The organism is Verrucosispora sp. WMMA2044 (assembly GCF_027497155.1).
Classification (GTDB): domain Bacteria; phylum Actinomycetota; class Actinomycetes; order Mycobacteriales; family Micromonosporaceae; genus Micromonospora; species Micromonospora palythoicola.
The window spans coordinates 2476813-2502182 of sequence record NZ_CP114913.1 but is presented as its reverse complement, the minus strand read 5'-3'; the positions used below and the strand labels follow the sequence as shown (position 1 = coordinate 2502182).

Sequence of the window (25370 nt, the reverse complement as noted above, 5' to 3'; positions counted from 1 at the left end):
CCAGCCGCCGTGCTCTTCGACATGGACGGCACCCTGGTCGACAGCGAGCGGTTGTGGGACGTCGCTCTGGCCGAACTGGCGCAGCAGTACGGCGGCACCCTGTCCGCCGACGCCCGGCGCGCGATCATCGGCACGGGCATGGCCGACTCGATGCGGATCCTGCACGACGACCTGGGGCAGCCGCACCGGGATCCGCGGACCAGCGCGGAATGGATCAACGCGCGGATCCTTGAGCTGTTCCGCACCGGGTTGCGGTGGCGCCCCGGGGCGCTGGCGCTGCTCGGCGCGGTCCGCCAGGCGCGGATCCCGACGGCCCTGGTCACCTCCAGCGGGCGGGCCCTGGTCGAGATCGCCCTGGACACCCTCGGCCGCGACAGCTTCGACGTGGTGGTCTGCGGCGACGAGGTCGACGCGACCAAGCCGCATCCCGAGCCGTACCTGACGGCCGCCCGGCTGCTCGGGGTGCCCATCGACAGGTGCGTGGCGATCGAGGACTCGGCGACCGGGGTGGCCAGCGCGGTCGCCGCCGGGGCCGCGGTGCTGGCCGTGCCCGCCGAGGTACCGCTGGCACCCACCGACGGCGTACACCAGCTGGAGAGCCTGCTGCTGGCCGACCTGGAACTGCTGGCGGGGCTGCTGCGTCCAGCCTCCACCCCGGGCTGACCGAGCAGGCCCCCGGCGCAACGCGCGTCGCGTCGCACCGGGGGCCCGCCTCACCGGTCAGTCGTGCGCGATGGCGCCCAGCACGTTGATCCGGGCGGCCCGGATCGCCGGCAGCGCCGCCGCGACCACGCCGATGATCGCGGCCAGGCCGAGGAAGACACCCATCTGGCCCCACGGCAGCACCAGTCTGGTGATGCCCTCGTCGCGCAGGGCCTCCACCACCGCGGCACCCAGGCCGGCGCCGACCACCACGCCGAGCAGCGCGCCGAACACCGAGATCACCACCGCCTCCACGGTGATCATCCCCATGGTCTGCGACCGGCGCAGGCCGATGGCACGCAGCAGACCCAGCTCCCGGGTCCGCTCCAGCACCGACAGGGCGAGGGTGTTGACGATGCCGAGCACCGCGATCACGATGGCCAGCGCCAGCAGGATCTGGATCATCTGCAGCAGCCCGTCGAGCTGCCCGGCCTGCTGTTCGATGAACGCGTCGCGGTCGGCCACCGAGACCTCCGGGCTGTCCGCCAGCAGCGCCTCCACCCGGGGCAGCACGTCGGCCGCCCGGACCCCCGACTCCAGCTGGATGTAACCCTGGATGGGCTGCGGGATGGAGAAGTCACGCGCCGCCTCGGCGGGCAACGTCACGCCGCCGAACAGCGGGGTGCTCTCGTAGATGCCGGTGACCGTGTAGCTGCGTTCGTCGCCCCGGGCCAACTGCACCGGCACGGTCGAGCCGACCGACAGGCCACGCGACTCCGCCGCGTCCGAGCTGATCAGCATCTGGCCCGGTCCCAGCCGCCCGATGTCCCCGGCGGTCGCGGTGAGGCCGAACATCTCCACGAGCGCGCTCGGTTCGCTGCTGGCACCGACCCAGGTGCGCTCGCCGCCGACCAGCGCCATGTCGCCGTACTCGCCGTCGACGAGGCGGACCCCGGGGATCGCCTTCGCCTCGTCCAGCACCGCCGGGTCGAACGTCGGCGGGCGCGGACCGGACTGTGCCCCGGCGATCACCAACTCGGCGCTGATGCTGTCCTGCGCCAGCCCGCTGATGCTGCTCTTGGCCGAGTCCAGGATCACCGTGATGCCGGTGACCAGGGCGATGCCCACCATCAGCGCGGCCGCGGTGATTGCGGTGCGGCGCGGGTTGCGACCGGAGTTGAGCCGGCCCAGCTTGCCCGGCACCCAGCCGGAGAAGACCGATCCCAGCGCCGCCACCACCGGACGACTGATCAGGGGCGTCAGCAGGGCCACTCCGATGAAGGAGAACAGCACGCCACCGAGGATGGTGGCCAGCGTGCTGTCACCGGCGTGCCCGCCCAGACCGAGGAAGAGCAGGGTGGCGCCGATCGCGGTGACCAGCGCACCGCCGACGGTCACCTTGGTCAACGGCCGATCCGGCGTCGCCACGTCCTGCATCGCCGCGATCGGTGGGATCCGGGCGGCCCGCAGCGCCGGCAGCAGCGCCGCCAACACCGTGATCACCAGGCCGACACCGAACGCGCCGATCACCGCCGACGCCGGCACCCCGACCCCGGCCAGGGCCAGCCCGCCGGCGAGGTTGCCGAACAGGTACGCCAGCAACGCGCCGATGCCGATGCCGGCGGCCAGACCGAACACCGAGGCGATCAACCCGACGGCGATCGCCTCCAGCACCACCGAGCCGATGATCTGCTTGCCGCTGGCTCCGACCGCGCGCAGCAACGCCAGTTCCCGGGTGCGCTGCGCCACGATGATCGAGAAGGTGTTGAGGATCAGGAACGTCCCGACCAGCAGGGCCACCGCGGCGAAGCCGAGCAGGATCCGGTTGAAGAAGGACAGTCCCTCCTTCAGACCGGCGGCGGCGTCGGCGGAGAGCTGCTCGCCGGTCTTGACCACGTAGCCGTCGCCGACCGCCGCGGCCACCGCGTCACGCAGCTGCTCGTCGGAGACCCCGTCGGCGGCGGTGGCCACGACGTTGCTGAACACGTCCGACTCGCCGAGCATCAGTTGCTGCGCCACGGGAGTGGTGAACATGACCTCGTTCGCGCCGCCGAGGGAGTCCCGGTCACCGCTGTAACCGAAGATGCCGACGATCGTGAAATCCTTGCGCGGCTGGAGGGTGAGCACGCCCACCCGGTCGCCGACCGCCACCCGACCGGCGTCCGCCAACCCCTTGTTGATCACGATCTCGTCGTCGGCCTGCGGCTCCCGGCCCTCGCGCAACCGCACCAGGTCGCTCTCGCCGGTCCAGTTCCCGCCCAACTGCGGCGGCCCGAACGAGGTGACGACCTTGCCGTTGCTGCCGATCAACCGGGCCCCGTCGGCGGCGACCACTCCGGTCGCCTCGGCCACCCCGTCCACCGCGCGCACCGTCTCCACGGTGGCCGCCGGGAACGGGGTGGCGAGCTGCTCGCCCTCCAGCTCGCCGAGCTCCAGCTTCGGCTTGGCGGCCACGTTGACGTCGACCTCGGCGTACGCGTCGGCGAACAGCGAGTCGAAGGAACGGCCCAGGGTGTCGGTGAGGACGAAGGCGCCGGAGACGAACATGACGCCGAGCACCACGGCCAGGCCGGACAGGATCAGCCGGACCTTGCGGGCCAGCAGACTCTTCACAGTTGCCCGGAACATCAGCCGGCCACCTCGGCGGGGGTGTCCAGCTTCTTCATCGTGTCCAGCACCGTGTCCGCGGTCGGCTCGATCAACTCCGAGACGATCTGCCCGTCGGCGAGGAACACCACCCGGTCGGCGTACGCGGCCGCCGTCGGATCGTGGGTCACCATCACGATCGTCTGCCCGTGCTGGCGTACCGAGTTGCGCAGGAAGTTCAGCACCTCCGCGCCGGAGCGCGAGTCGAGGTTGCCGGTCGGCTCGTCCGCGAAGATCACCTCGGGGCGGGCCACCAGGGCCCGGGCGCAGGCCACCCGCTGCTGCTGGCCGCCGGACAACTGCGCCGGCCGGTGACCCAACCGGTCCCGCAGGCCAACCGTGTCGATCACGACGTCGAACCAGGCCTGGTCCGGCTTCCGGCCGGCGATCGACAACGGAAGCAGGATGTTCTCCTTGGCGGTCAACGTCGGCAGCAGGTTGAACTGCTGGAAGATGAAGCCGACCTTGTCGCGGCGCAGCTTCGTCAGACCCGCGTCACCGAGCCCGGTGACGGTGGTCTCGCCGATCTCCACGGTCCCCCTGGTCACCGAGTCCAACCCGGCCAGGCAGTGCATCAACGTCGACTTACCTGAGCCCGACGGGCCCATGATCGCCGTGAACCGTCCGCGCTCGAACTCCGCGCTGACCCCCCGCAGGGCGATGACCTGTGCCTCGCCGCTGCCGTACACCTTCCACACGTCGCTCGCCCGGGCTGCGGCCGATGCCGACTGGCCTGTGGTAGCGGTCACGTCACGTACCTCTCCGTCGCGTCAGCTCGCACCGCCCCCGCTGGACCGGTGCGAAACAATCATCTGTGCTGCCCGCCGCCGATCCGTCCGACTCCGGGCGGAGCCGGAACGGATTTCCGGCTGCGGGTACCCCCCAACCGATGTCAGGGTTGTCCCCGACTCCGGCAACTGTCGCCATCAGCAGATGGTGGTCACGGTCATCCTGGACGTTGCCGTCGCGTGAGGGTCAACCGATTTCCACCGCAGGCCGTCACGGTAGGTGAGCGATGCAACGCCGGCGTTAACCGCCAGGTCGGACCAGGCCCGACTCGTACGCCAACACCACGGCCTGCACCCGGTCTCGCAGTCCCAGCTTGGTCAACACGTGCCCGACGTGGGTCTTGATGGTGGTCTCGCTCACCGACAGCGCCCGGGCGATCTCGGCGTTCGACAGGCCGCGGGCGACCTGCACGAGCACCTCCCGCTCCCGTTCGGTGAGCGCGCCCAACGCCTTCGACGGGGTCGCGGACGGGTCCGGCAGTACGTCGGCGAAACGGTCCAGCAGCCGACGGAGGATCCGCGGCGCCACCACCGCGTCACCGGCGGCCACCGTGTGGATCGCGGTGACCAGGTCCTCCGCCGGCACGTCCTTGGCCAGGAAGCCGCTCGCCCCGGCCCGCAGCGCCCCCACCACGTACTCGTCCAGGTCGAAGGTGGTCAGGATGAGCACCCGCACCGGCAACCGGGCGTCCACGATCGCCCGGGTGGCACTCACCCCGTCCATCCGGGGCATCCTGATGTCCATCAGCACCACGTCCGGCAACAAGCGACGGGACAGCTCCACCGCCTCCACCCCGTCACCGGCCTCCGCGACGATGTCCAGGTCGGCCTCCGCGCCGAGGACCATCCGGAAGCCCGTACGCAGCAGCGGCTGGTCGTCGGCGAGCAGGATCCGCACCGGTCGGGCGCGTCCCGTCGCATCGGCCATCTGGTCCTCCCTGTCGATCGCACCGCTCACCAGGCCCACCTCACCGTCGGCTCGACTCCGGTAGCGGTTCGACCGGAATCCGGGCGTACACCCGGTAGCCGCCACCGCTTCGCGCGCCGGTGCGCAGGATCCCACCGTAGAGGCCGACCCGTTCCCGCATCCCGACCAGGCCGTGCCCGATCCGGTCGGTGTCCGGTGACGGCCCCCGACCGGTGTCGGTGACCTCGACCTCCACCGCGTCGCCACCGAAACCCACCCGCACCCGCGCGGTCGCCGTCCCGGCATGCTTGAGCGCGTTGGTCAGCGCCTCCTGCACGATCCGGTACACGGTCAGCGCCACCCCCTCCTCCAGCTGTCCCGGCGTGCCGGTCACCGTCAACGTCACCGGCAACCCGGCCTCGCGGACCTGGTCGGTGAGGGCCTCGATACCGGCGATGCCCGGCTGCGGTGCCAACTCCGCCGCCGGCTCGGCCTCGGTACGCAGCACGTCCAGCAGCCGGCGCAGCTCCCGCAGGGTCGCCCGGCTGGTCTCCTCGATGGTGGCCATCGCCTCGTCGGCGCTGTCCGGGTCGCGGCGCAGCACCCGGCGCACCCCGGTCGCCAGCACCCCCATCACGCTCACGTGGTGGGCCACCACGTCGTGCAGTTCCCGCGCGATCCGGCGCCGCTCGTCCGCGACCGCCTGCTCGGCCAGCGCCCGCTGGTTGGCCTCGGCGACCCGGGCCCGTTCCCGCAGCGCCTCGGTGGAGGAGCGGCGCGCGTGCACCGTCCGGCCGACCGAGAACGACACGATCCCCACCAGGATGTTGTTCGCGATCAGGAACGCCGAACCGACCTGCGGAATGCCCACCGGCGGCACCAGTGCGTTCACCACCGCCACCGGAAGCCACAGCCCCACCGCCGCCACCAGTGCCGGACGTACCGGACGGTAGGCCGCCATCGTGTACGTGAGCACCACGAAGGTGAGGCTCTGGGTGGTCGGCGCCACCTCGATGACGACCGGCAGCAGCAGCGTGGCCAACGCGGCCAGCAGTGCTGGCCACGGCGCCACCCGGCGCAGCACGACCGGCGCCGCGCACAACACACTCCAGCCCAGTGCCGTCGGCAACGGTCGTGGCCAGAACTCCCGGGGAGTGAGCAGGGTGAACACGACCTCGCCCAGCACCAGACCAACGGCCAGCAGCGAGTCACCGGCCGCCGGACTGCGACGCAGCCACTCCCTCAGCGCGCTACCCACGCCCCGACGCTAACCGCCCAGGCCGCCGAAAGATCGTCTTGTGTGGTGACTCGTTCCTCATCCCCGGGAAGGAGAGCGGCTACTCGTCGGCACCGGGTGGCGCGGGGGAGGAGCGGGCGTCGCGCATCGGATCAGGCGTCGCCGTCGGCTCCGGGAACGGCGGCGGAGTCCCCCCGAAGCTGGGACAGCGGGCCTGGTGACTGCACCAGTCGCACAGCCGGCTCGGCCGAGGCCGGAAGTCCCGGGCGGCGGTGGCCTGCTCGATCGCCCGCCACAGCGCCACCACCGTCCGCTCGAAGCGCACCAGTTCCTCGGCGTCGGGGGCGTAGTCGCACACCTCGGCGTCCTTGAGGTAGAGCAGGCGCAGCACCCGGGGGACCACGCCACGGGTGCGCCACAGCACCAGGGCGTAGAACTTCAGCTGGAACAGGGCCCGCGCCTCGAACGCCTCCCGTGGGGCGCCGCCGGTCTTGTAGTCCACCACCCGCAGCGCGCCGTCGGGAGCCACGTCGAGCCGGTCGAGGTAGCCGCGGATCAGCAGCTCGTCGTCGACCACCGCGGAGATCAGACTCTCCCGCTCGGCCGGCTCCAGCCGGCGCGGATCCTCCACCGCGAAGTAGCCGCCGAGCAGGGCCGACGCCGAGCGGAGGAACTCCGTCACGGCCGACGGGTCGTCATCGGCGAACAGCCCGGCCAGCTCGGGCTGCTCGGCGACCAGGTGCTCCCACTGGCCGGGCACCAGGTCACCGGCGGCCGCCGGAGTGCGGGCGGCCGGCGGCAGGTCGAACAACCGCTCCAGCACCGCGTGCACCAGCGTGCCCCGAGCCTGCTCCACGCTGGGCCGCTCCGGCAGCCGGTCGATGCTGCGGAACCGGTAGAGCAGCGGGCAGGTCTTGAAATCCGCCGCCCGCGACGGCGACAGCGAGGCCCGCACCGTCGCCGGCAGCCGCGTCGGAGTCGGGGCCTGCTGAGTGATCACCGGATCCGCCGTCATGCCCCGGAAGGTTAGGCCACCGGTACGACAGGCCGACCGCCGCCGCTCCGGTACGTGATCTCCCGCCGCGTAGCATCAGCCCGATGGAACAGCGCAGGCGACCACGGGCCGGCCAGCGTCCCGGCATCCGGGTGGGCCGGATTCTCGGAGTGCCGCTGTACCTGAACGCCTCGATCCTGCTGCTCGCCCTCCTGATCACGGTCCTGTACGGCGAACTGGCCGGTCAACGACTGCAACTGTCCCCGCTCGGCGGCTACCTCGTCGGCGCCGGGTTCGTCCTCGCGTTGCTCGGCTCGGTGTTGGCCCACGAACTCGGCCATGCCCTCACCGCCCGCCGCTTCGGCATCGGGGTACGCGGCATCACCCTGGAACTGCTCGGCGGGTACACCGAGATGGACCGCGACGCACCCTCCCCACGGGTGGACCTGCTGGTGTCACTGGCCGGACCGGCCGTCTCCGCCGTGCTCGGCGCGGCCGCCGTGGCCGCCACGCTGGCCCTGCCCGACCGCACCGTGGCCGACCAGCTCGCCTTCCAACTCGCGGCGAGCAACGTCATCGTCGCGCTGTTCAACATCCTGCCCGGGTTGCCGCTGGACGGCGGTCGGGCGTTGCGCGCGGTGGTCTGGGCGCTGACCCGGGACCGGCACCGGGCCACCGAGGTCGCCGGCTGGGCCGGGCGGATCCTGGCCGTCGGCACCGCGCTGCTGGTGGCGGCGCTCTACGCGGCAGACGTGCTGAGCCTGCTGGCGCTGCCGCTGACGGCCCTTGTCGCCCTCACCCTCTGGCACGGTGCCGGACAGTCGATCCGGATGTCCCGCATCGGCCGTCGGCTTCCCCTTGTCGACCTGGCCACCCTCGCCCGCCCGGTGCACACCGTGCCCACCGGCACCCCGCTGGCCGAGGCGCAGCGCCGTGCCGCGCCGACCCACCCGCTCACCGGGCCACCGCACCCGGCGGCGCTGCTGGTGACCGACTCCGCCGGCCGGCCGGTGGCTCTGGTCGACCCGGTCGCCGCCGCGGCGGTGCCGGAGGCCCGCCGGCCCTGGCTGGCCGTGGACGCGGTCGCCCGTACCCTCGCCGACCTGCCGGCCATCCCGGTGCACACCGACGGCGAACGGGTGCTGGAGACCGTGCAGGCCCACCCGGGCGCACAGTACGTGGTGACCGCAGGCGAAGATGTCGTCGGCGTTCTGCACATCGCGGATCTGGCTCAACTGCTCGAACCTCACCGGAAGATGAACACGTGACCGTCACCCACTCCGCCCATCCGGCCAGCGACCTCCCCGAGGAGAAGGTGGAGCCGCCCGCCGTGCGGCGGGGGCCGTTCCAGCCCGGTGACCGGGTGCAGCTGACCGACCCCAAGGGGCGGATGCACACGGTGACCCTGGAGCCGGGCAAGGAGTTCCACACCCATCGGGGCATCCTGGCGCACGACGCGCTGATCGGCCTGCCCGACGGCAGCGTGGTGACCACCTCCGGTGGCGGCACCGCGTTCCTCGCGCTGCGCCCACTGCTGTCGGACTACGTGCTCTCCATGCCACGCGGCGCTCAGGTGATCTACCCCAAGGACGCCGCGCAGATCGTCGCCATGGGCGACATCTTCCCCGGCGCCAAGGTGCTCGAGGCCGGTGCCGGCTCCGGCGCGCTGAGCTGCTCACTGCTGCGCGCGGTGGGCACCTCCGGTGAACTGCACTCCTACGAGCTGCGCGACGACTTCGCCCAGATCGCCCGACGCAACGTCGAGTCGTTCTTCCAGGGCCCGCACCCGGCCTGGCACCTGCACGTCGGTGACGTCGCCGGGTGCCGCGAGACCGGTTTCGACCGGATCATCCTGGACATGCTCACCCCCTGGGAGAACCTCGACATGGTCGAACGCGCGCTGCTGCCCGGCGGCGTGTTCATCGGCTACGTGGCCACCACGCCCCAGCTGTCCGAGCTGGTGGAGGCGTTGCGCGAGCGCGGCGGCTGGACCGAGCCACGGGCCTGGGAGTCCCTGGTCCGGGACTGGCACGCGGAGGGGCTGGCGGTCCGCCCCGACCACCGGATGATCGCCCACACCGCGTTCCTCGTCTCCGCGCGTAAGCTCGCCCCCGGAGTCACCGCCCCGCCACGGCGTCGCAAGCCCAGCAAGGGCACCGAGGCGTACGCGCAACGCCGCCAGGCGCTACGCGAGGCGGAGGCGGCCCGGCAGGCGACCGTGGTGGCGCACGACGCGCCGGGCGGGCAGACACCACCCGACGTGACGCGGGAGACGGACAGGCCGTGACGGCGGAAGGGGCGGCGGGGAGTGAGCGGGCTGATCCGGGGCGGGTTCGGCGGTGGCCCGACGTGGCGGCGTGAGTGGGCGGTGGACCGTCGGCGTGATCCGGCCCACGCCCGGGCCGGTGCCGGGTGGGACGAGGTGATCCGATGAGTCGCCCCGGCTTCGGCGGCGGCGACCTGCCGGCCGTGTTTCCCGACTGGTCGCCGTACACCGACCTGGAATCGGCGGCGCGCGCCTACCTGCGTGACCCCGACGTCGCCATGGAGGCGCTCGGCGGCGTACTGCGCGGCGCCTCGGTGCTCGGCTTCACCCTGGAACGTTTCGTCAACGAGGTGAACGGGGTGTGGCAGGAGGTCGTCGTCTGCGACGGCAGCCGCCTGGTGCTCTGGCACGGCGAGGACGTGCCACCCGGGGAGGGACCGCCGGGCTCGATGACCTCCTCGCTGCGGGTGGTGCCGGTCTCCTCGGTCACCGAGGTCGGCTGCCGGCGCCGGCTGTTCCGCCACGACAACGGCGACATCCGGGTCGACAGCATCGACGTGTACCTGCTGCTGACCTCGCTGGACGAGTCGCCGCCGAGCGAGGAAACCGCCGGCGGGCCGCGCCACGACGCCCTGCGCTTCGGTAAGACCCTCGACGACGGTGGTGCCGGGCAGATCGCCCGGTTGGAGGAGTTCGCCCGGCTGGTCGCCTCGGTGGTTGGTCGCCCGTTGCTGTAGCCCGACCGGGTGATTCCGGGGTCAGCGGGTCAGTCGTCGGCCTCCGGGCCGGCGACCTCGACGCCGTCGCCGCCGCGGACGACGTGGATGCACTCGCCCGGGCACTCCTTCGCCGAGTCGATCACCTCGAGGCGCAGGTGCTCCGGCACGTCGACCCGGCCGCCCGGCGCCTGCACCAGCTCACCGTCGGGCCCCTTGACGTAGGCCAACCCGTCGACGTCGAACTCGAAGACCTCCGGCGCGTACTGCACGCACAGCCCGTCGCCCGTGCACAGATCCTGGTCGACCCAGACCTGCAACTGGTCGGTCGCGACCTCGGCCACCGGTGCACCCCCCATGTTCTCCCGTCCCACCCCTCGACGGTACCCGAATGCCCGTACCCGCCCGTCGACCCACCCTTGGCGATCAAGCTTCGGTGACGGGCGCGTTGCGGAGGACCGAATCGGGCTCATAGCGGCTAGTGTTAGGTCAGAACGTTCAAGCCCCCCGGGGAGGTGGGACGTGGCACGCAGCGACGACGCGGACTCGCGCGCCGCACGGTGGGAGAAGGAGGCCCACGATCTCTCCACGCAGGTCGCGTTCCTTCAAGAGGAACTCGCTCTGGTGCGGCGCAAGTTGACCGAGAGCCCCCGACACGTCCGGCAGCTCGAAGAGCGGCTGGCCGCCACCCAGGCGCAGTTGGCGCGGCTGACCGAGAACAACGAACGGCTCGTGAGCACCCTCAAGGAAGCTCGCGCGCAGATCGTGACGCTCAAGGAGGAGATCGACCGGCTCGCTCAACCCCCAAGTGGCTACGGCGTCTTCCTGGCCAAGCACGACGACGGCACAGTCGACGTCTTCACCGGCGGACGGAAACTGCGCGTGGCCGTCTCGCCCTCGCTCGACGTCGACGAGCTGCGACGCGGCCAGGAGGTCCTGCTCAACGACGCGCTCAACATCGTCGACGCGTTCGGCTACGAGCGGGTCGGCGAGGTGGTCATGCTCAAGGAGATCCTCGCCGGTCCCGAAGGCGCGCCGGGCGACCGGGCGCTGGTGGTCTCGCACTCTGACGAGGAACGCATCGTGCACCTGGCCGAGACCCTGATCGGAAGTCCGATCCGGGCCGGCGACTCGCTCATGATCGAACCTCGCTCGGCGTACGCGTACGAGCGGATCCCCAAGAGCGAGGTCGAGGAACTCGTGCTGGAGGAGGTGCCCGACGTCGACTACACCGACATCGGTGGCCTGCACTCCCAGATCGAGCAGATCCGCGACGCGGTGGAGCTGCCGTTCCTGCACGCGGACCTGTTCCGGGAGCACCAGTTGCGTCCGCCGAAGGGCATCCTGCTCTACGGCCCGCCCGGCTGCGGCAAGACGCTCATCGCCAAGGCGGTCGCCAACTCGCTCGCCAAGAAGATCGCCGAGCGGCGGGGCGAGGAGAAGCACACCAGCTTCTTCCTCAACATCAAGGGTCCCGAGCTGCTCAACAAGTACGTCGGTGAGACCGAGCGGCACATCCGACTGATCTTCCAGCGGGCCCGGGAGAAGGCCGGTGAGGGCACTCCGGTCATCGTCTTCTTCGACGAGATGGACTCGGTCTTCCGCACCCGCGGCTCCGGTGTCTCCTCCGACGTGGAGAACACCATCGTGCCGCAGCTGCTCAGCGAGATCGACGGCGTCGAAGGGCTGGAGAACGTCATCGTCATCGGCGCCTCCAACCGGGAAGACATGATCGACCCGGCGATCCTGCGACCGGGACGACTCGACGTGAAAATCAAGATCGAGCGTCCGGACGCCGAGGCGGCCAAGGACATCTTCTCCAAGTACATCCTCCCCGGCCTGCCGCTGCACGCCGACGACCTGGCCGAGCACGGCAGCGATGCCCAGGCCACCGTCGCCGCCATGATCGACGCGGTGGTGCTGCGGATGTACTCGGAGACTGAGGAGAACCGCTTCCTGGAGGTCACCTACGCCAACGGTGACAAGGAGGTCCTGTACTTCAAGGACTTCAACTCCGGCGCGATGATCCAGAACATCGTCGACCGGGGCAAGAAGATGGCCATCAAGGAGTTCCTCACCTCCGGTCGTAAGGGGCTGCGCCTGCAGCACCTGCTCGACGCCTGCGTCGACGAGTTCCGCGAGAACGAGGACCTGCCCAACACCACGAACCCGGACGACTGGGCCCGCATCTCCGGCAAGAAGGGCGAGCGGATCGTCTACATCCGCACGCTCGTCTCCGGAGGCAAGGGCACCGAGGCCGGACGCTCCATCGAGACCGCGAGCAACACCGGTCAGTACCTCTGACCGGTACGCGCCACCGGGGCCCGCGACGCCGCGCGTCGCGGGCCCCACCCGTACACCCGGGCTTCCGCCGGATCGACGAGCAGCAGAGTCGACCTGGTACGCCGACCGACCGCCACGCCCCCGGTTGCCCGAGTGGCGACTACGCTCGACATGACGGGGACCGGTCAGGCAAACGAAGCGGGTAGGTCGATGAGCGTTAGACGAATCATGGGCACCGAGGTCGAGTACGGCATCTCCGTGCCCGGCCAGGCCGGCGCCAACCCGATGGTCACCTCCTCGCAGGTGGTCAACGCCTACGGAGCCCGACCGGAGCTGAACCGCGGTGGCCGGGCCCGGTGGGACTACGAGGAGGAGTCACCGCTGCGGGACGCCCGCGGTTTCACCTACTCCGGTGCGGCATACGACCCGGCCGAGGCGCTCGCCGACGAGGACCTCGGCCTGGCCAACGTGATCCTGACCAACGGCGCCCGGCTCTACGTCGACCACGCGCACCCGGAGTACTCCACCCCCGAGGTGACCAACCCCCGCGACGTGGTCCGCTGGGACAAGGCGGGAGAGCGGGTGATGGCGGAGGCGGCGCGGCGGGCCGCCACGATCCCCGGCACCGCACCGATCCACCTCTACAAGAACAACACCGACAACAAGGGCGCCAGCTACGGCGCGCACGAGAACTACCTCATGCGCCGGCAGACGCCGTTCGCCGACATCGTGGCGTACCTGACGCCGTTCTTCGTCACGCGGCAGATCGTCTGCGGCGCCGGTCGTGTCGGCATCGGCCAGGACGGCGGCCAGAGCGGCTTCCAGATCTCCCAGCGCGCCGACTTCTTCGAGGTCGAGGTGGGCCTCGAGACCACCCTGAAGCGGCCGATCATCAACACCCGCGACGAACCGCACGCCGACGCGGACAAGTACCGCCGACTGCACGTCATCATCGGCGACGCGAACCTCTCGGAGATCTCCACCTATCTCAAGGTGGGCACCACCGCGTTGATCCTCACGATGATCGAGGAGAAGGCGCTCGGCCCGGACCTCGGCATCGCCGACCCCGTCGGCGAGCTGCGCGCGGTCAGTCACGACCCGTCGCTGTCGCATCTGATGCGGCTGCGCGACGGCCGTCGGCTCACCGCGATGGACGTGCAGTGGGCCTATCTGGAGCGGGTGCGCGCGTTCGTCGACGACCGCTACGGCAACGACGTCGACGAACAGACCGCCGACGTGCTGGACCGGTGGGAGAACGTGCTCGACCGGCTGGGGCGCGACGTGATGCTCTGCGCCGACGAGCTGGACTGGGTGGCGAAGCTGCGGCTGCTGGAGGGCTACCGGGAGCGGGAGAAGCTCGGCTGGGGTTCGCACAAGCTCCAGCTGGTCGACCTGCAGTACTCCGACGTACGCCCGGAGAAGGGCCTCTACCACCGGCTGGTCTCCCGTGGGTCGATGAGGACGCTGCTCAGCGACGAGGAGAGCCGGACGGCGATGACGGAGCCGCCGGAGGACACCCGGGCGTACTTCCGGGGCCGCTGCCTGGCCCAGTACGCCTCGGAGGTGGTCGCCGCCAGCTGGGACTCGGTGATCTTCGACGTTGGTCGGGAGTCGCTGGTGCGGGTGCCGATGATGGAGCCGGAGCGGGGCACCCGGCGGCACGTCGGAGAGTTGTTCGACCGCTGTGCCAGCGCCAAGGATCTGCTGGAGACCCTGACCGGCGGCTGACCCACCGGTCCCCGTCCGTCAGCTGTCCGTCCCCCGCGCGCCGGTACCGGCGCGCGGGAGACGTTTCGTCGCTCGCGCGAGGTAAGTTCATCGCAGGGAGATCGTGGAGGAGGCAACGATGGCCACTCGTGACAGCGGCGGTCAGTCGCAGTCGGGCAAGGCCCGTCAGGGCGAAGAGGTCGAGGACGTCACCGTCGAGGCGAACCCTGAGGTCGCCGAGCGGCACGCCGAGATCACCGAGGACGTCGACGACCTGCTCGACGAGATCGACTCCGTCCTCGAAGAAAACGCCGAGGAATTCGTGAGAGGTTACGTCCAAAAAGGAGGTCAGTGAACATATAGGGTAAATCGGACATGTCGAATTCTTTCGGCGAACAGCACGGTCAACGCCGATGCCGCGACTGCGGAGAGTGGAAGGCGCTTGAGGAGTTCTGCGCGAACAGCAAGCGCCCCAGCGGTCGCGGCAGTTACTGCAAGCCTTGCTTCAATGCCAGGTCAAAGGCCAGCTATGCCAAGCGCGTGAAGCTCCAGCATGGCCGAGAGGTGAAGCCAGTTCGAGAGGTGGCCGAGGGGCACCGCTATTGCGCGGACTGTGGCAGTGTCAAACCTTTGATCGACTTTCCGCGCAACCGTGCGGACAGCTCGGGCTACGCCACCTACTGCAAGCCCTGCCATAACACCCGTACCAGTGAGACCAAACAGCGGCTCTACGGCGGCAACCGCGAGTATCACCTGCGGCGGCGGTACGGCATCGGGCAACGGGAGTTCGACGAGTTGCTGGCCGAGCAGGGCGGCCTCTGCGCGGTCTGCGGTGACCCCGATCCGGAACATGTGGACCACGATCATCGCACCGGGTGGGTGCGCGGGATACTCTGCTTCAACTGCAACGGTGGTCTTGGCCAGTTCCGTGACAGTCCGACGAGGCTGGCCAGGGCCGTCACGTACCTGAGAGGAACCACGTGGCAGCGGGTTTTGATCCATCCGGGCGTCTTCCAGATGTGTTCACCAACGCGGGGACGTCCTCCTTCACGGCATTCCTGAGCAAGGTGGCCCCCGAGATGCTGCCCGGCCGACGGGCGCTGCCCCCGGGCATGGCCGCCGATCTGGCCCCGCACGCGACCACGATCGTGGCGATCGCCGCGGCCGGTGGTGTCGTGATGGCCGGCGACCGGCGGGCCACGATGGGCAATCTGATCGCCCAGCGGGACATCGAGAAGGTGCACCCCGCCGACGCGTACTCGCTCGTGGGCATCGCCGGCACCGCCGGCATCGGCATCGAGCTGATGCGGCTGTTCCAGGTGGAGCTGGAGCACTACGAGAAGATCGAGGGCGCGATGCTCTCGCTCGACGGCAAGGCGAACCGGCTCGCCTCGATGATCCGCGGCAACCTGGGCGCGGCGATGCAGGGGCTGGCGGTGATTCCGCTGTTCGCCGGCATCGACCTGGCGGCCAGCGACCCGGCGCGGGCCGGCCGGATCTTCAGTTTCGACGTCACCGGCGGCCCGTACGAGGAGACTGGCTACGACGCGATCGGCTCGGGTTCGCTGTTCGCCAGGTCGGCGTTGAAGAAGCGGTTCCGGACCGGGCTGTCCGTCGACGACGCGGTGCGGTTGGCGGTGGAGGCGCTCTACGACGCGGCCGACGACGACACCGCGACCGGTGGGCCCGACCTGACCCGCCGGATCTACCCGGTGGTGATGACCGCGACGGCGGAGGGCACGCACCGGCTGACCGACGCGGAGACCTCGACGATCGCGGAGAGCGTCGTCGCCGGCCGGATGGAGAATCCGGGCGGCTGAGCCGTCCGTCCGCAGCTGATCCCGTTTCCCCGAGTACCGCCGAAGGAGAGCCGCCGCCGTGGCCATGCAGTTCTACGCCTCGCCCGAGCAGATCATGCGCGACCGTTCCGAGTTGGCCCGCAAGGGCATCGCTCGGGGACGCAGCGCGGTGGTCGTCAGCTACGCCGGCGGGGTGCTCTTCGTTGCCGAGAATCTCTCCAGCACGCTGCACAAGGTCAGCGAGATCTACGACCGGATCGGTTTCGCCGCCGTGGGGCGGTACAACGAGTTCGAGAACCTGCGCCGGGCGGGTGTGCGGATGGCCGACCTCAACGGTCTGAGCTACGACCGTCGGGACGTGACCGGTCTGGCGCTGGCCAACTCGTACGCGCAGATTCTCGGCGCCATCTTCACCGAGCAGTCCAAGCCTTTCGAGGTGGAGATCTGCGTGGCGGAGGTCGGTGCCACGCCGGGCGAGGACTCGCTGTACCGGTGCACCTACGACGGGTCGGTGACCGACGAGCCGGGGCGGATGGCGATGGGCGGCCAGGCCGAGGCGATCTCCGGGGTGCTGAAGTCGCACCACCGACCGGACATGTCGCTCGGCGACGCGGTGAAGGTGGCGGTGCAGGCGCTAAGCACTGTCGGCGGTGAGGGCGGTGCCGCCCGCACGATCGCCGGTCACCAGTTGGAGGTCGCGATCCTGGACCGCAACCGGAGGGGTCGCACCTTCCGACGGATCACCGGGGCCGCGCTGACCGGGCTGCTGGACGGCGACGCGGCCGGCGAGGCGGTGGCGGAGGGCGACCGGGCGCAGACCCCGACCACGCCGACCGAGGAGGGGCACAAGCCGACCACCTCGGCCGGCTCCGCGGACCTGGAGGACAAGCCGGGCGACAAGTCCGACACCTGATCGTCATTTGCGGCGGTGCCGGCGCCCGAGCGGTTTCGACCGGTCGGGCGCCGCGTCTTTCGGATCCCGACCGGGCCGACGGTGAGCCGAGTCCGCTGGCACCGGGGGGACCCGATCAGCGGCGGGCGAGCAACGGCCGCACGAGTGCCCACCAGGCCGTGGCGACCGCGTTGAAGACGCCCATCCCGGGTGGGGCCGCCACGTTCGACGGGGCGACGCGGGCGGTCATCAGGTGGGCGAGGGTGCCGTCTGCGACGGTGCGCTCGGCCTGCAGGCGTCGCCGACGGGCGCGCACCCAACCGCGGTGCCGCCACAGCCAGGCCCAGCCTCGGGTCTTCTGCCGCCCCCAGCCGCCGGCCAGCGCGGCGGCGAGCATGGCAACCTCGGTGAGCAGCAGCATCGGTGCCAGCAGGGCCAGGGTCCGGCCCTGGTACGCGGTGAGCAGGGTGAGCAGCCGGTTGCGTTCGACCAGGTAGAGCTTGAGGTCGTTGCGGGAGAACTCGTAGTGGTGCCGGACCACGGCGTCGGGCACGTACTCCAGCCGGAGGCCGCGCTGCCAGAGCCGCAGGCTGAGTTCGGTGTCCTCGTGGTAGGCGAAGTACTCGTCGGCGAAGCCGTCGAGTTCTGCCCAGCGGTGGCGGCTGATGACGAAGCAGCAGCCGCTGAGTGAGGGCACCACGGTGCGCCGGGCGTGGGCGCTGGCGGGTTCGCCGTTGCCGCCGGCCCAGGACAGGCCGGTGAAGTGCAGCGGATTGCCCGAGGTGTTGATCAGGTCGGGGTCGTGGGCGAGCCGGATGGAGGCCATGGCGGCGCCGACGCCGGGCTCGGCGGCCACCGCGACGACCTTGGCGAGGGCGTCGGGGGCCACGATGGCGTCGGAGTTGACGAAGGCCAGCCAGTCGCCGGTGGCCTCGGCGGCGCCGATGTTGCAGCCGCCGGAGTAGCCGGTGTTCGCCTCCGGCCGGAGGACCCGTACGCCGGGCAGGCCCTTGACCACGTCGATGCCGTCGTTGGTGCAGCCGTTGTCGACCACGACGAGTTCGATGTCGACGCCGGTGCTGGCCAGTACGGCCCGGGCGGCGTCGACCAGCCAGGGTTCGGCACCGTAGGCGAGCATCACGGCGGTGACGCGGGGCGGTCTCATGGTGCTCCTCCGCTGGTGGTGGCGGGCACCGGGGCCGCGACCGGCGGTGGTGCCTGTGGTGCCGTCCGCCGGCGGCGCAGCAGGGCGACCATGACGGCGGCGGCCACCACGGAGCCGACGGTGTAGCCGAGTTCGACGCGCAGCGCGACGGGCAGTGGGGGCAGGGTCGCGACGACCAGCGCGGCGACGCCGACGGTCCAGGCCAGGGCCTGGGCGTGGTGCCGGTCGCGGGCCAGCAGCGCCTGGCCGAGCACCATCGCCCACAGGTAGGCCAGGGTGGCCACCGAGAGCCAGGCGAAGTCGCCGTGACCGAGGACGTCGGGGGTGTCGAAGAGGGCCCGCACGAGCCACGGGCCGAACAGGGCGGCGAGGATGCCGCCGAGGGCCCCGAGGGCGGTGACGACGGCCAGGGAACGGCGTAGCAGGGTGCGGAAGGCCGGTTCGTCGCCGGTGGCGGCGGCGGTGGACAGGCCGGGCAGCAGCGCGGCCTGCATCGAGCCGAACACGAACAGGGGTATGCGGACCAGCACCAGCGCGGAGAGCAGTGCACCGGCGGTGGCGACGTCGGTCGGGTCGAGCAGCCGTACGTTGATCACGCCGATGTTGACGACCACCTGGGCGAGCAGGCTGGAGACGGTGAGCAGGGTGAGGCCGCGGAGCAGGGGTGGCCAGGGGACCGCCGGTCCGCGGCCGATCGTCCGGACGATCGGTGCGGCGGTCAGCGCGACGGCGACCAGCGGGGCCGCGACCAACACCAGCGCGTAGGCCACGGGTGAATTCACGCCGGTGAGGGCGAGGATGGCGACCAGGCCGATGCGCAGCCCGCCGTCGAGGCCGAGTTGGGTGCCGTACCAGCCGAAGCGGCGCAGGCCGGAGAGCACCCCACGGGTGGTGTGCGCCACCGCCAGCGCGGCCAGTGCGCCGCCGAGGGCGGGCACCATCGCGGGGTCGCCGTCGAAGAGCCGGTCGGTGAGCAGGTCGGCGGCGCCGATGGTGAGCACGAGCAGCAGGCCGAGTACGGCGGCGGCGACGGCGGCGCCACGGGCCAGCACCGGTCCGGGTGGCAGCCCACGGGTGCGCCGGGCCGCGACGAGCCGGGCGACCTCCTGTTCCACGGGGAAGAACACGCCGATGCCGAGGGTGAACACGACGGACCAGAGCACCGACAGCGAGGAGTAGTCGGCGGCGTCGAGGTTGTGCCCGGCCAGGGCGAGGTGGACGTAGGAGGCCAGCCCGACCACGGCCAGTCCGATGCCGACGCCGACGGTGCCGGGTGGTACGAGACGGAGCAGGCGGCGCATCACCGGCGGATGAGGGCGAGGGTGAGCACGGCCACGGCCCGGCCGAGGTAGATCATCGCCCTGGCGGGGGAGTGGCTGGGCGTGCCGGCCATCCGGCGGCGCATGGCGACCGGCACCTGCTGGATCCGGTAGCCGCGACGGGCGGCGTGCACGAGCGTCTCGACGGTGTCGCCGAGGTACTCGGCTGGGTACCAGCGGGCGAACATCTCGATCATTCGTCGGTTGGCCGCCCGGAAACCGCTTGTGGTGTCGGTGAGCGTGGTGCCGGCCAGGCCGGACAGCACCAGCGACAGCATGCCCATCGCCCAGCGGCGCGGGCCGCGTACCGTGTATTCGCCCTCGCCGGCGAACCGGGCCCCGATGACCAGGTCGTAGTCGTCGAGCAGGTCGACGAGCTTGGGTACGTACCGGGGGTCGTGCTGCCCGTCGGCGTCGACCTGCACCGCGACGTCGTAGTCGTGGTCGTGGGCGTAGCGGTAGCCGAGTCGCATGGCGCCACCGACGCCGAGGTTGTACGGCAGTCGGGCGACGCGGGCTCCGGCGGCGGCGGCGACGGCGGCGGTGTGGTCGGTGGAGCCGTCGTCGACAACGAGCACGTCGACGCCGGGCAGTTCGCCGCGGATCTCGCCGACGACGTCGCCGATGGAGGCGGCCTCGTTGAGCGCCGGAATGATGATGAGCAGCCGCTTGCCGTTAACCATCGTGGGACACCATCTCGGTCCGGTCCAGTCGTCGGGTCCACTCCGCCCGTTCCGCCCGTTCGGCCTCGACTTCGGCGCGGAGCAGGGCGAAATCCTCGGCGAGGGTGCGGGTCTCCTCCTCCAGCGCGCTGACCTCCCAGCTGAGGTGGATGCAGACCAGCAGGAGGAAGACGATGCCGAGGAAGAGCACCAGGCTGACTCCGGAGGCGACACCGAGCAGGTCCGCGACGCCGTCGAGCAGCCGGGGGAACAGCGACAGCGGGATCACCACGAACAGCAGGCCGAGCCAGAGCATGCCGTACTTCTCGCGCAGTTGCCGGCGGCGCAGCAGCTCGACGATCGTGGCCAGCAGGATCAGGCCGGTCAGACCGGTGACGAGGGTGAGCTTCATACGACCTTCCACGGGGAGGGTGGAGCGGCGGGGGCGAACGCGTCGACCAGGGCGGCGTGCCAGTCCGGCAGGGGCGGCAGCCCGGCCTCGGCCCACCGGCCGTGCCCTAGCACACTGTACGTCGGTCGGGGGGCGGGTCGCACGAATCGGGCACTCGTGGTGGGTCGGATCCGGTCCGGGTCGAGCCCGTGCCGGGCGAACACGGCGCGGGCCAGGCCGTACCAGGTGGTCTCGCCGGCGCAGGTGCCGTGGTAGATCCCGGGCGCGGCGCGTCCGGCGTGGGCGGCCTCGGCGAGCGCGACCAGGTGCCGGGCCAGGGCGTGGGACCAGGTCGGCTGGCCGCGCTGGTCGTCGACGACGTCGAGGGTGTCGCGGCGGTCGGCCAGGTCGAGCATGGTGGTGACGAAGTTGCGGCCGTGGGTGCCGTAGAGCCAGGCGGTCCGCACCACGTATCCGGTGTCGGGCAGTAGCCGGGTGACGGCCTGTTCGCCGATCAGTTTGCCGCGACCGTACGCGTTGAGCGGGGCGGTCGGCGCGTCCTCGGGGTACGGCGTGGTGGCGGTGCCGTCGAAGACGTAGTCGGTGGACAGGTGCAGCAGGCGGGTGCCGTGCGCGGCGCAGGCGGTGGCGAGGTGGACGACGGCGTCACCGTTGACGGCGGTGGCGGACGACTCGTGTGTCTCGGCGCCGTCGACGTCGGTCCAGGCGGCGGTGTTGATCACCACGTCGTGGCCGGCGACGGCGGCGTGCACGGCGGCGGGGTCGGTGATGTCCAGGTCGGCGCGGGTGGCGGGGGTGACCTGGTGGTCCGGCCGCGCTTCGACGACGTCGACCAGGTCGCGTCCGAGCATCCCGCCGGCCCCGGTCACCAGGAACCTCATGCGTTCGCCGCCTTCAGCGGTTCCCACCAGGCGCGGTTGTCCCGGTACCACCTGACGGTGTCGGCGAGTCCGGTGTCGAGGGTGATGCTGGGGGCGTACCCGAGCTCGTTGCTGATTTTGGTGATGTCGAGGGAGTAGCGGCGGTCGTGTCCCTTGCGGTCGGCGACGGGGGTCACCCGGTCCCAGCCGGCGTCGCAGGCGTCGAGCAGCCGGGCGGTCAGTTCCTTGTTGGTGAGTTCGGTGCCGCCGCCGATGTGGTAGACCTCGCCGGCGCGACCCTTGTGCTGGACGAGGGCGATGCCGCGGCAGTGGTCGTGCACGTGCAGCCAGTCGCGTACGTTGCCGCCGTCGCCGTAGAGCGGGACGGGGTGTCCGTCGAGGAGGTTGGTGACGAACAGCGGGACGACCTTCTCCGGGTACTGGTAGGGCCCGTAGTTGTTGGAGCAGCGGGTCACCACCACGTCGAGGCCGTGAGTGCGGTGGTAGGCCAGGGCGAGCAGGTCGGAGCCGGCCTTCGACGCCGAGTAGGGGGAGTTGGGGGCCAGCGGCCAGTCCTCGGTCCAGGAGCCGTCGGCGATGGAGCCGTAGACCTCGTCGGTGGAGACGTGCACGAACCGGGCGACGCCGTGGCGTAGCGCGGCGTCGAGCAGGTTCTGGGTGCCGAGGACGTTCGTGGTGACGAAGGGTGCGGCGCCCGCGATGGAGCGGTCGACGTGGGACTCGGCGGCGAAGTGCACGACCACGTCGTGCCCGGCGACGGCCTCGTCGACCACCTCTGGGTGACGGATGTCACCCTGGACGAACCGCAGCCGGTGGTCGTCGGCCACCGGCGTGAGGTTGGCCAGGTTGCCGGAGTAGGTCAGCGCGTCGAGCACGGTGACCTGGGCCGGTTCCACCGCCGGTACGCCCGCCGCGCTGCCGCCGGGGACGCCGAGCAGCGTCCGGACGTATTCCGAGCCGATGAAGCCGGCGCCGCCGGTGACCAGGATCCTCACGGGTCCGGAAGTCTACGCGAAACGGCCACATCCGCAGCGCAGGCGACGCGCGGCGGTCCGTCCGGTTGCCGGTAGGCTCGCCCGGATGCGTGGAATCCTGCTCGCCGGTGGCACCGGATCCCGGCTGTGGCCGATCACCCGGGCGGTGTCGAAACAGCTGATGCCGGTCTTCGACAAACCGATGATCTACTACCCGCTCTCCACCCTGGTGATGGCCGGGATGTCCGAGATCCTGGTGATCACGACGCCGGAGGAGCAGGCTCAGTTCCAGCGGCTGCTCGGCGACGGCAGCCAGTTCGGGCTCCGGCTGGAGTACGTCGCCCAGCCTCGGCCGGAGGGCATCGCGCAGGCGTTCGTGCTGGGCGCGGACTTCATCGGCGACGAGTCGGTGGCGTTGATCCTCGGCGACAACATCTTCCACGGTGTGGGTCTGGGCCGGCAGCTGGCCGCGGCCGGTGATCCGGTCGGTGGCCGGATCTTCGCGTACCCGGTGGCCAACCCGCAGGCGTACGGTGTGGTGCACTTCGACGCCGCCGGGCGGGTGCTGTCGATCGAGGAGAAGCCGCAGCGTCCCAGGTCCCGGTACGCGGTGCCCGGCCTGTACTTCTACGACAACCGGGTGGTGGAGATCGCCCGGGGACTGACCCCCAGCGCCCGGGGCGAGCTGGAGATCACCGCGGTGAATGAGGCGTACCGGCAGTGGGGTGAGCTGTCGGTCACCGTGCTGGACCGGGGGACCGCCTGGCTGGACACCGGCACCTTCACCTCGCTGATGCAGGCCGCCGAGTTTGTTCGGGTGATCGAGGAGCGGCAGGGCATGAAGATCGGCTGCGTGGAGGAGGCCGCCTGGCGGGCCGGGCTGATCGACGACGCGCGGTTGCGCGCCCTGGCCGAGCCGCTGACCCGCAGCGGCTACGGCGACTACCTGCTCGACCTGCTCACCGGCGACCGGCAGGAGCCGACCGGCGAGATCGGCGCAACTGGGGCGGTCCGGTGAAGCTGCGACCGTTGAGCGTCGAGGGCGCCTGGGAGATCACCCCGCAGCAGCACGGCGATCCGCGCGGGTTGTTCCTGGAGTGGTACCGCTTCGACCGGTTGGCCGCGGCGGTCGGGCATCCGCTGCGACTGGCGCAGGGCAACCTGTCCGTCTCGGCCCGCGACGTGGTGCGCGGCATCCACTTCGCCGACGTGCCGCCGGGTCAGGCGAAATACGTCACCTGCGTTCGGGGAGCGGTGCTCGACGTCATCGTCGACCTGCGGGTCGGCTCGCCCACCTTCGGCCGGTGGGAGGGGGTGCGCCTGGACGACGTGGACCGGCGGGCGGTCTACCTGGCCGAAGGGCTCGGCCACGGGTTCTGCGCGTTGACCGACGACGCGACCCTCACCTACCTCTGCTCGACCACCTACAACCCGTCGGCCGAGCACGCGGTGCACCCGCTTGACCAGGAACTGGGCATCGACTGGCCGGCCGCCGTGCCGCAACTGTCCGCCCGCGACGCCGCCGCGCCCACGCTGGCGCAGGCCCGGTCTGCCGGGCTGCTGCCGGAGTACGACACCTGCCGGCGGCACGTCGCGACTCTCGTCGCCGCGGCGGGTTCCACCGACGGCTGAGGTCGGCAGGTGCCCCGACAGTGACGAACAGGGCCTCCGTACGGCTAATGTCTCATCATGGAACGGCGAATCTTCGGTCTGGAGACCGAGTACGGCGTCACCTGTACCTACCGCGGACAGCGGCGGCTGTCCCCCGACGAGGTGGCCCGGTACCTCTTCCGCCGGGTCGTGTCCTGGGGCCGGTCGAGCAACGTCTTCCTGCGCAACGGCGCACGGCTCTACCTGGACGTCGGCTCGCACCCCGAGTACGCCACCCCCGAGTGCGACTCGGTGGTCGACCTGGTGGCCCACGACCGGGCCGGTGAGCGGATCCTGGAGGGGCTGCTCATCGACGCGGAGAAGCGGCTGCACGACGAGGGCATCGCCGGCGAGATCTACCTGTTCAAGAACAACACCGACTCGGCCGGCAACTCGTACGGCTGCCACGAGAACTACCTGGTGTCCCGGCACGGTGAGTTCGGCCGGCTGGCCGACGTGCTGATCCCGTTCCTGGTCACCCGGCAGCTCATCTGCGGCGCCGGCAAGGTGTTGCAGACGCCGCGTGGGGCGGTCTACTGCCTGTCCCAGCGGGCCGAGCACATCTGGGAGGGGGTCTCCTCGGCCACCACCCGCAGCCGCCCGATCATCAACACCCGGGACGAGCCGCACGCCGACGCGGAACGGTACCGCCGGCTGCACGTCATCGTCGGCGACTCCAACATGAACGAGGTCACCACGCTGCTGAAGGTCGGCACCGCCGACATCGTGCTGCGGATGATCGAGGGTGGCGTGGTGATGCGCGACCTCACCCTGGAGAACCCGATCCGGGCGATCCGGGAGGTGTCGCACGACATCACCGGCCGGCGGAAGGTGCGGCTGGCCTCGGGCAAGGAGATCAGCGCCCTGGAGATCCAGCAGGAATATCTGGCCAAGGCCACCGAGTTCGTCGAGCGCCGGGGCGGCGACCAGACCGCCAAGCGGGTGGTCGAGTTGTGGGGCCGGGTGCTGCGGGCGGTGGAGACCGGCGACCTGGAACCGGTCTCCCGGGAGATCGACTGGGTGACCAAGCTGCGCCTGATCGAGCGGTACCAGCGCAAGCACGACCTGCCGCTGTCGCACCCCCGGGTGGCGCAGATGGATCTGGCGTACCACGACCTGCGCCGGGGGCGGGGCCTCTACGCGTTGCTGGAGCGGCGCGGCGAGGTGGACCGGGTGGCCACCGATCCGGAGATCTTCGAGGCGAAGGAGACACCGCCGCAGACCACCCGGGCCCGGCTGCGTGGCGAGTTCATCCGGCACGCCCAGGAGAAGCGGCGGGACTTCACCGTCGACTGGGTGCACCTGAAGCTCAACGACCAGGCGCAGCGGACCGTGCTCTGCAAGGACCCGTTCCGGGCGTACGACGAGCGGGTGGAGCGGCTGATCGCCAGCATGTGACGGGGTCGACCGGGGCCGCGCCGACCGGCCGG

At 71.0% G+C, this 25370-nt stretch carries 26 protein-coding genes; 14 read left to right on the top strand and 12 right to left on the bottom strand.

The features are described from left to right. Positions 1–9: 9 nt before the first annotated feature. On the top strand, positions 10–663 hold the full coding sequence (locus O3597_RS11260; protein ID WP_164447367.1) for an HAD family phosphatase: 654 nt from the start codon (positions 10–12) through the stop codon (positions 661–663). 57 nt (positions 664–720) lie between these two features. Here the strand turns inward: O3597_RS11260 and O3597_RS11255 are convergent, their stop codons facing one another. The 5 genes from O3597_RS11255 to O3597_RS11235 all read right to left on the bottom strand — a co-directional run bounded on the left by O3597_RS11255 (position 721) and on the right by O3597_RS11235 (position 7235). Then, on the bottom strand, positions 721–3270 hold the full coding sequence (locus O3597_RS11255; protein ID WP_164446980.1) for an ABC transporter permease: 2550 nt from the start codon (positions 3268–3270) through the stop codon (positions 721–723). Further along, positions 3270–4037, bottom strand: a complete 768-nt coding sequence (locus O3597_RS11250) for an ABC transporter ATP-binding protein (RefSeq protein ID WP_164446979.1) — start codon at positions 4035–4037, stop codon at positions 3270–3272. Before O3597_RS11250 ends, O3597_RS11255 begins: the two co-directional genes overlap by 1 nt. 280 nt (positions 4038–4317) lie before the next feature. Further along, positions 4318–5004 carry a response regulator transcription factor gene (locus O3597_RS11245; protein WP_164446978.1) on the bottom strand — a complete coding sequence of 229 codons (687 nt, stop codon included), beginning with the start codon at positions 5002–5004 and terminating at the stop codon, positions 4318–4320. A gap of 40 nt (positions 5005–5044) precedes the next feature. Then, positions 5045–6241 (bottom strand): sensor histidine kinase, encoded by a 1197-nt coding sequence (locus O3597_RS11240; RefSeq protein ID WP_164446977.1) that lies wholly within the window; start codon positions 6239–6241, stop codon positions 5045–5047. A 79-nt stretch (positions 6242–6320) separates the two neighbouring features. After that, positions 6321–7235 (bottom strand): PD-(D/E)XK nuclease family protein, encoded by a 915-nt coding sequence (locus O3597_RS11235; RefSeq protein WP_164446976.1) that lies wholly within the window; start codon positions 7233–7235, stop codon positions 6321–6323. A gap of 83 nt (positions 7236–7318) precedes the next feature. Here O3597_RS11235 and O3597_RS11230 point away from each other — a divergent pair, with 83 nt between their 5' ends. Genes O3597_RS11230 through O3597_RS11215 form a run of 4 tightly spaced genes read left to right on the top strand, consistent with a single transcriptional unit; the run spans position 7319 to position 10217 of the window. Then, positions 7319–8482, top strand: coding sequence for a M50 family metallopeptidase (locus tag O3597_RS11230; RefSeq protein WP_164446975.1), 1164 nt, complete (start codon positions 7319–7321; stop codon positions 8480–8482). Beyond that, on the top strand, positions 8479–9501 hold the full coding sequence (locus tag O3597_RS11225; protein ID WP_164446974.1) for a tRNA (adenine-N1)-methyltransferase: 1023 nt from the start codon (positions 8479–8481) through the stop codon (positions 9499–9501). Before O3597_RS11230 ends, O3597_RS11225 begins: the two co-directional genes overlap by 4 nt. Positions 9502–9522: 21 nt before the next feature. Beyond that, a complete protein-coding gene (locus tag O3597_RS11220; RefSeq protein WP_268968007.1) occupies positions 9523–9648 on the top strand; it encodes a hypothetical protein in 126 nt (41 codons plus the stop codon). Continuing rightward, complete coding sequence (locus O3597_RS11215; RefSeq protein ID WP_164446973.1) at positions 9645–10217, top strand: hypothetical protein; 573 nt, start codon at positions 9645–9647, stop codon at positions 10215–10217. Before O3597_RS11220 ends, O3597_RS11215 begins: the two co-directional genes overlap by 4 nt. A 29-nt stretch (positions 10218–10246) precedes the next feature. On the opposite strand, the gene O3597_RS11210 is transcribed toward O3597_RS11215, so the two are convergent. Beyond that, the gene (locus tag O3597_RS11210) at positions 10247–10540 is read right to left on the bottom strand and encodes a ferredoxin (RefSeq protein WP_164447366.1); all 294 of its coding nucleotides are present in this window, start codon (positions 10538–10540) and stop codon (positions 10247–10249) included. Positions 10541–10718: 178 nt separating this feature from the next. On the opposite strand from O3597_RS11210, the gene arc reads away from it, so the two are divergent. The 6 genes from arc (at position 10719) to prcA (ending at position 16898) form a co-directional block, all read left to right on the top strand. Next, entirely contained in the window at positions 10719–12500 is a 1782-nt protein-coding gene (arc, locus tag O3597_RS11205; RefSeq protein ID WP_164446972.1) for a proteasome ATPase, read from the top strand. Positions 12501–12689: 189 nt separating this feature from the next. Beyond that, the gene (gene dop / locus O3597_RS11200; protein WP_164446971.1) at positions 12690–14207 is read left to right on the top strand and encodes a depupylase/deamidase Dop; all 1518 of its coding nucleotides are present in this window, start codon (positions 12690–12692) and stop codon (positions 14205–14207) included. A gap of 118 nt (positions 14208–14325) precedes the next feature. After that, positions 14326–14541 (top strand): ubiquitin-like protein Pup, encoded by a 216-nt coding sequence (locus O3597_RS11195; protein ID WP_164446970.1) that lies wholly within the window; start codon positions 14326–14328, stop codon positions 14539–14541. Positions 14542–14561: 20 nt separating this feature from the next. Next, the gene (locus O3597_RS11190) at positions 14562–15248 is read left to right on the top strand and encodes an endonuclease VII domain-containing protein (protein WP_164446969.1); all 687 of its coding nucleotides are present in this window, start codon (positions 14562–14564) and stop codon (positions 15246–15248) included. Beyond that, positions 15167–16006: a proteasome subunit beta gene (gene prcB / locus O3597_RS11185; RefSeq protein WP_281604102.1), complete on the top strand. Its 840-nt coding sequence runs from the start codon at positions 15167–15169 to the stop codon at positions 16004–16006. Before O3597_RS11190 ends, prcB begins: the two co-directional genes overlap by 82 nt. Positions 16007–16064: 58 nt before the next feature. Next, positions 16065–16898, top strand: coding sequence for a proteasome subunit alpha (prcA, locus tag O3597_RS11180; protein WP_164446967.1), 834 nt, complete (start codon positions 16065–16067; stop codon positions 16896–16898). A gap of 115 nt (positions 16899–17013) precedes the next feature. Here the strand turns inward: prcA and O3597_RS11175 are convergent, their stop codons facing one another. Genes O3597_RS11175 through rfbB form a run of 6 tightly spaced genes read right to left on the bottom strand, consistent with a single transcriptional unit; the run spans position 17014 to position 22311 of the window. Beyond that, complete coding sequence (locus tag O3597_RS11175) at positions 17014–18042, bottom strand: glycosyltransferase family 2 protein (protein ID WP_281604101.1); 1029 nt, start codon at positions 18040–18042, stop codon at positions 17014–17016. Continuing rightward, positions 18039–19343, bottom strand: coding sequence for a polysaccharide biosynthesis protein (locus tag O3597_RS11170; RefSeq protein WP_166458393.1), 1305 nt, complete (start codon positions 19341–19343; stop codon positions 18039–18041). Before O3597_RS11170 ends, O3597_RS11175 begins: the two co-directional genes overlap by 4 nt. Continuing rightward, entirely contained in the window at positions 19343–20044 is a 702-nt protein-coding gene (locus O3597_RS11165) for a glycosyltransferase family 2 protein (RefSeq protein WP_164446964.1), read from the bottom strand. The genes O3597_RS11170 and O3597_RS11165 overlap by 1 nt, the downstream gene beginning before the upstream one ends. Next, a complete protein-coding gene (locus tag O3597_RS11160; RefSeq protein WP_164446963.1) occupies positions 20037–20435 on the bottom strand; it encodes a DUF2304 domain-containing protein in 399 nt (132 codons plus the stop codon). Before O3597_RS11160 ends, O3597_RS11165 begins: the two co-directional genes overlap by 8 nt. Next, positions 20432–21316, bottom strand: a complete 885-nt coding sequence (rfbD, locus tag O3597_RS11155) for a dTDP-4-dehydrorhamnose reductase (RefSeq protein ID WP_281604100.1) — start codon at positions 21314–21316, stop codon at positions 20432–20434. Before rfbD ends, O3597_RS11160 begins: the two co-directional genes overlap by 4 nt. Further along, positions 21313–22311: a dTDP-glucose 4,6-dehydratase gene (gene rfbB / locus O3597_RS11150; RefSeq protein ID WP_281604099.1), complete on the bottom strand. Its 999-nt coding sequence runs from the start codon at positions 22309–22311 to the stop codon at positions 21313–21315. The genes rfbD and rfbB overlap by 4 nt, the downstream gene beginning before the upstream one ends. An 85-nt stretch (positions 22312–22396) precedes the next feature. On the opposite strand from rfbB, the gene rfbA reads away from it, so the two are divergent. From rfbA to pafA, 3 genes are read left to right on the top strand one after another with little or no spacing between them, the layout of a single operon-like run. Then, positions 22397–23308: a glucose-1-phosphate thymidylyltransferase RfbA gene (gene rfbA / locus O3597_RS11145; protein WP_164446960.1), complete on the top strand. Its 912-nt coding sequence runs from the start codon at positions 22397–22399 to the stop codon at positions 23306–23308. Next, complete coding sequence (gene rfbC, locus O3597_RS11140; protein ID WP_281604098.1) at positions 23305–23922, top strand: dTDP-4-dehydrorhamnose 3,5-epimerase; 618 nt, start codon at positions 23305–23307, stop codon at positions 23920–23922. The genes rfbA and rfbC overlap by 4 nt, the downstream gene beginning before the upstream one ends. A 57-nt stretch (positions 23923–23979) precedes the next feature. Then, entirely contained in the window at positions 23980–25338 is a 1359-nt protein-coding gene (gene pafA, locus O3597_RS11135; RefSeq protein ID WP_164446958.1) for a Pup--protein ligase, read from the top strand. Positions 25339–25370 lie beyond the last annotated feature (32 nt).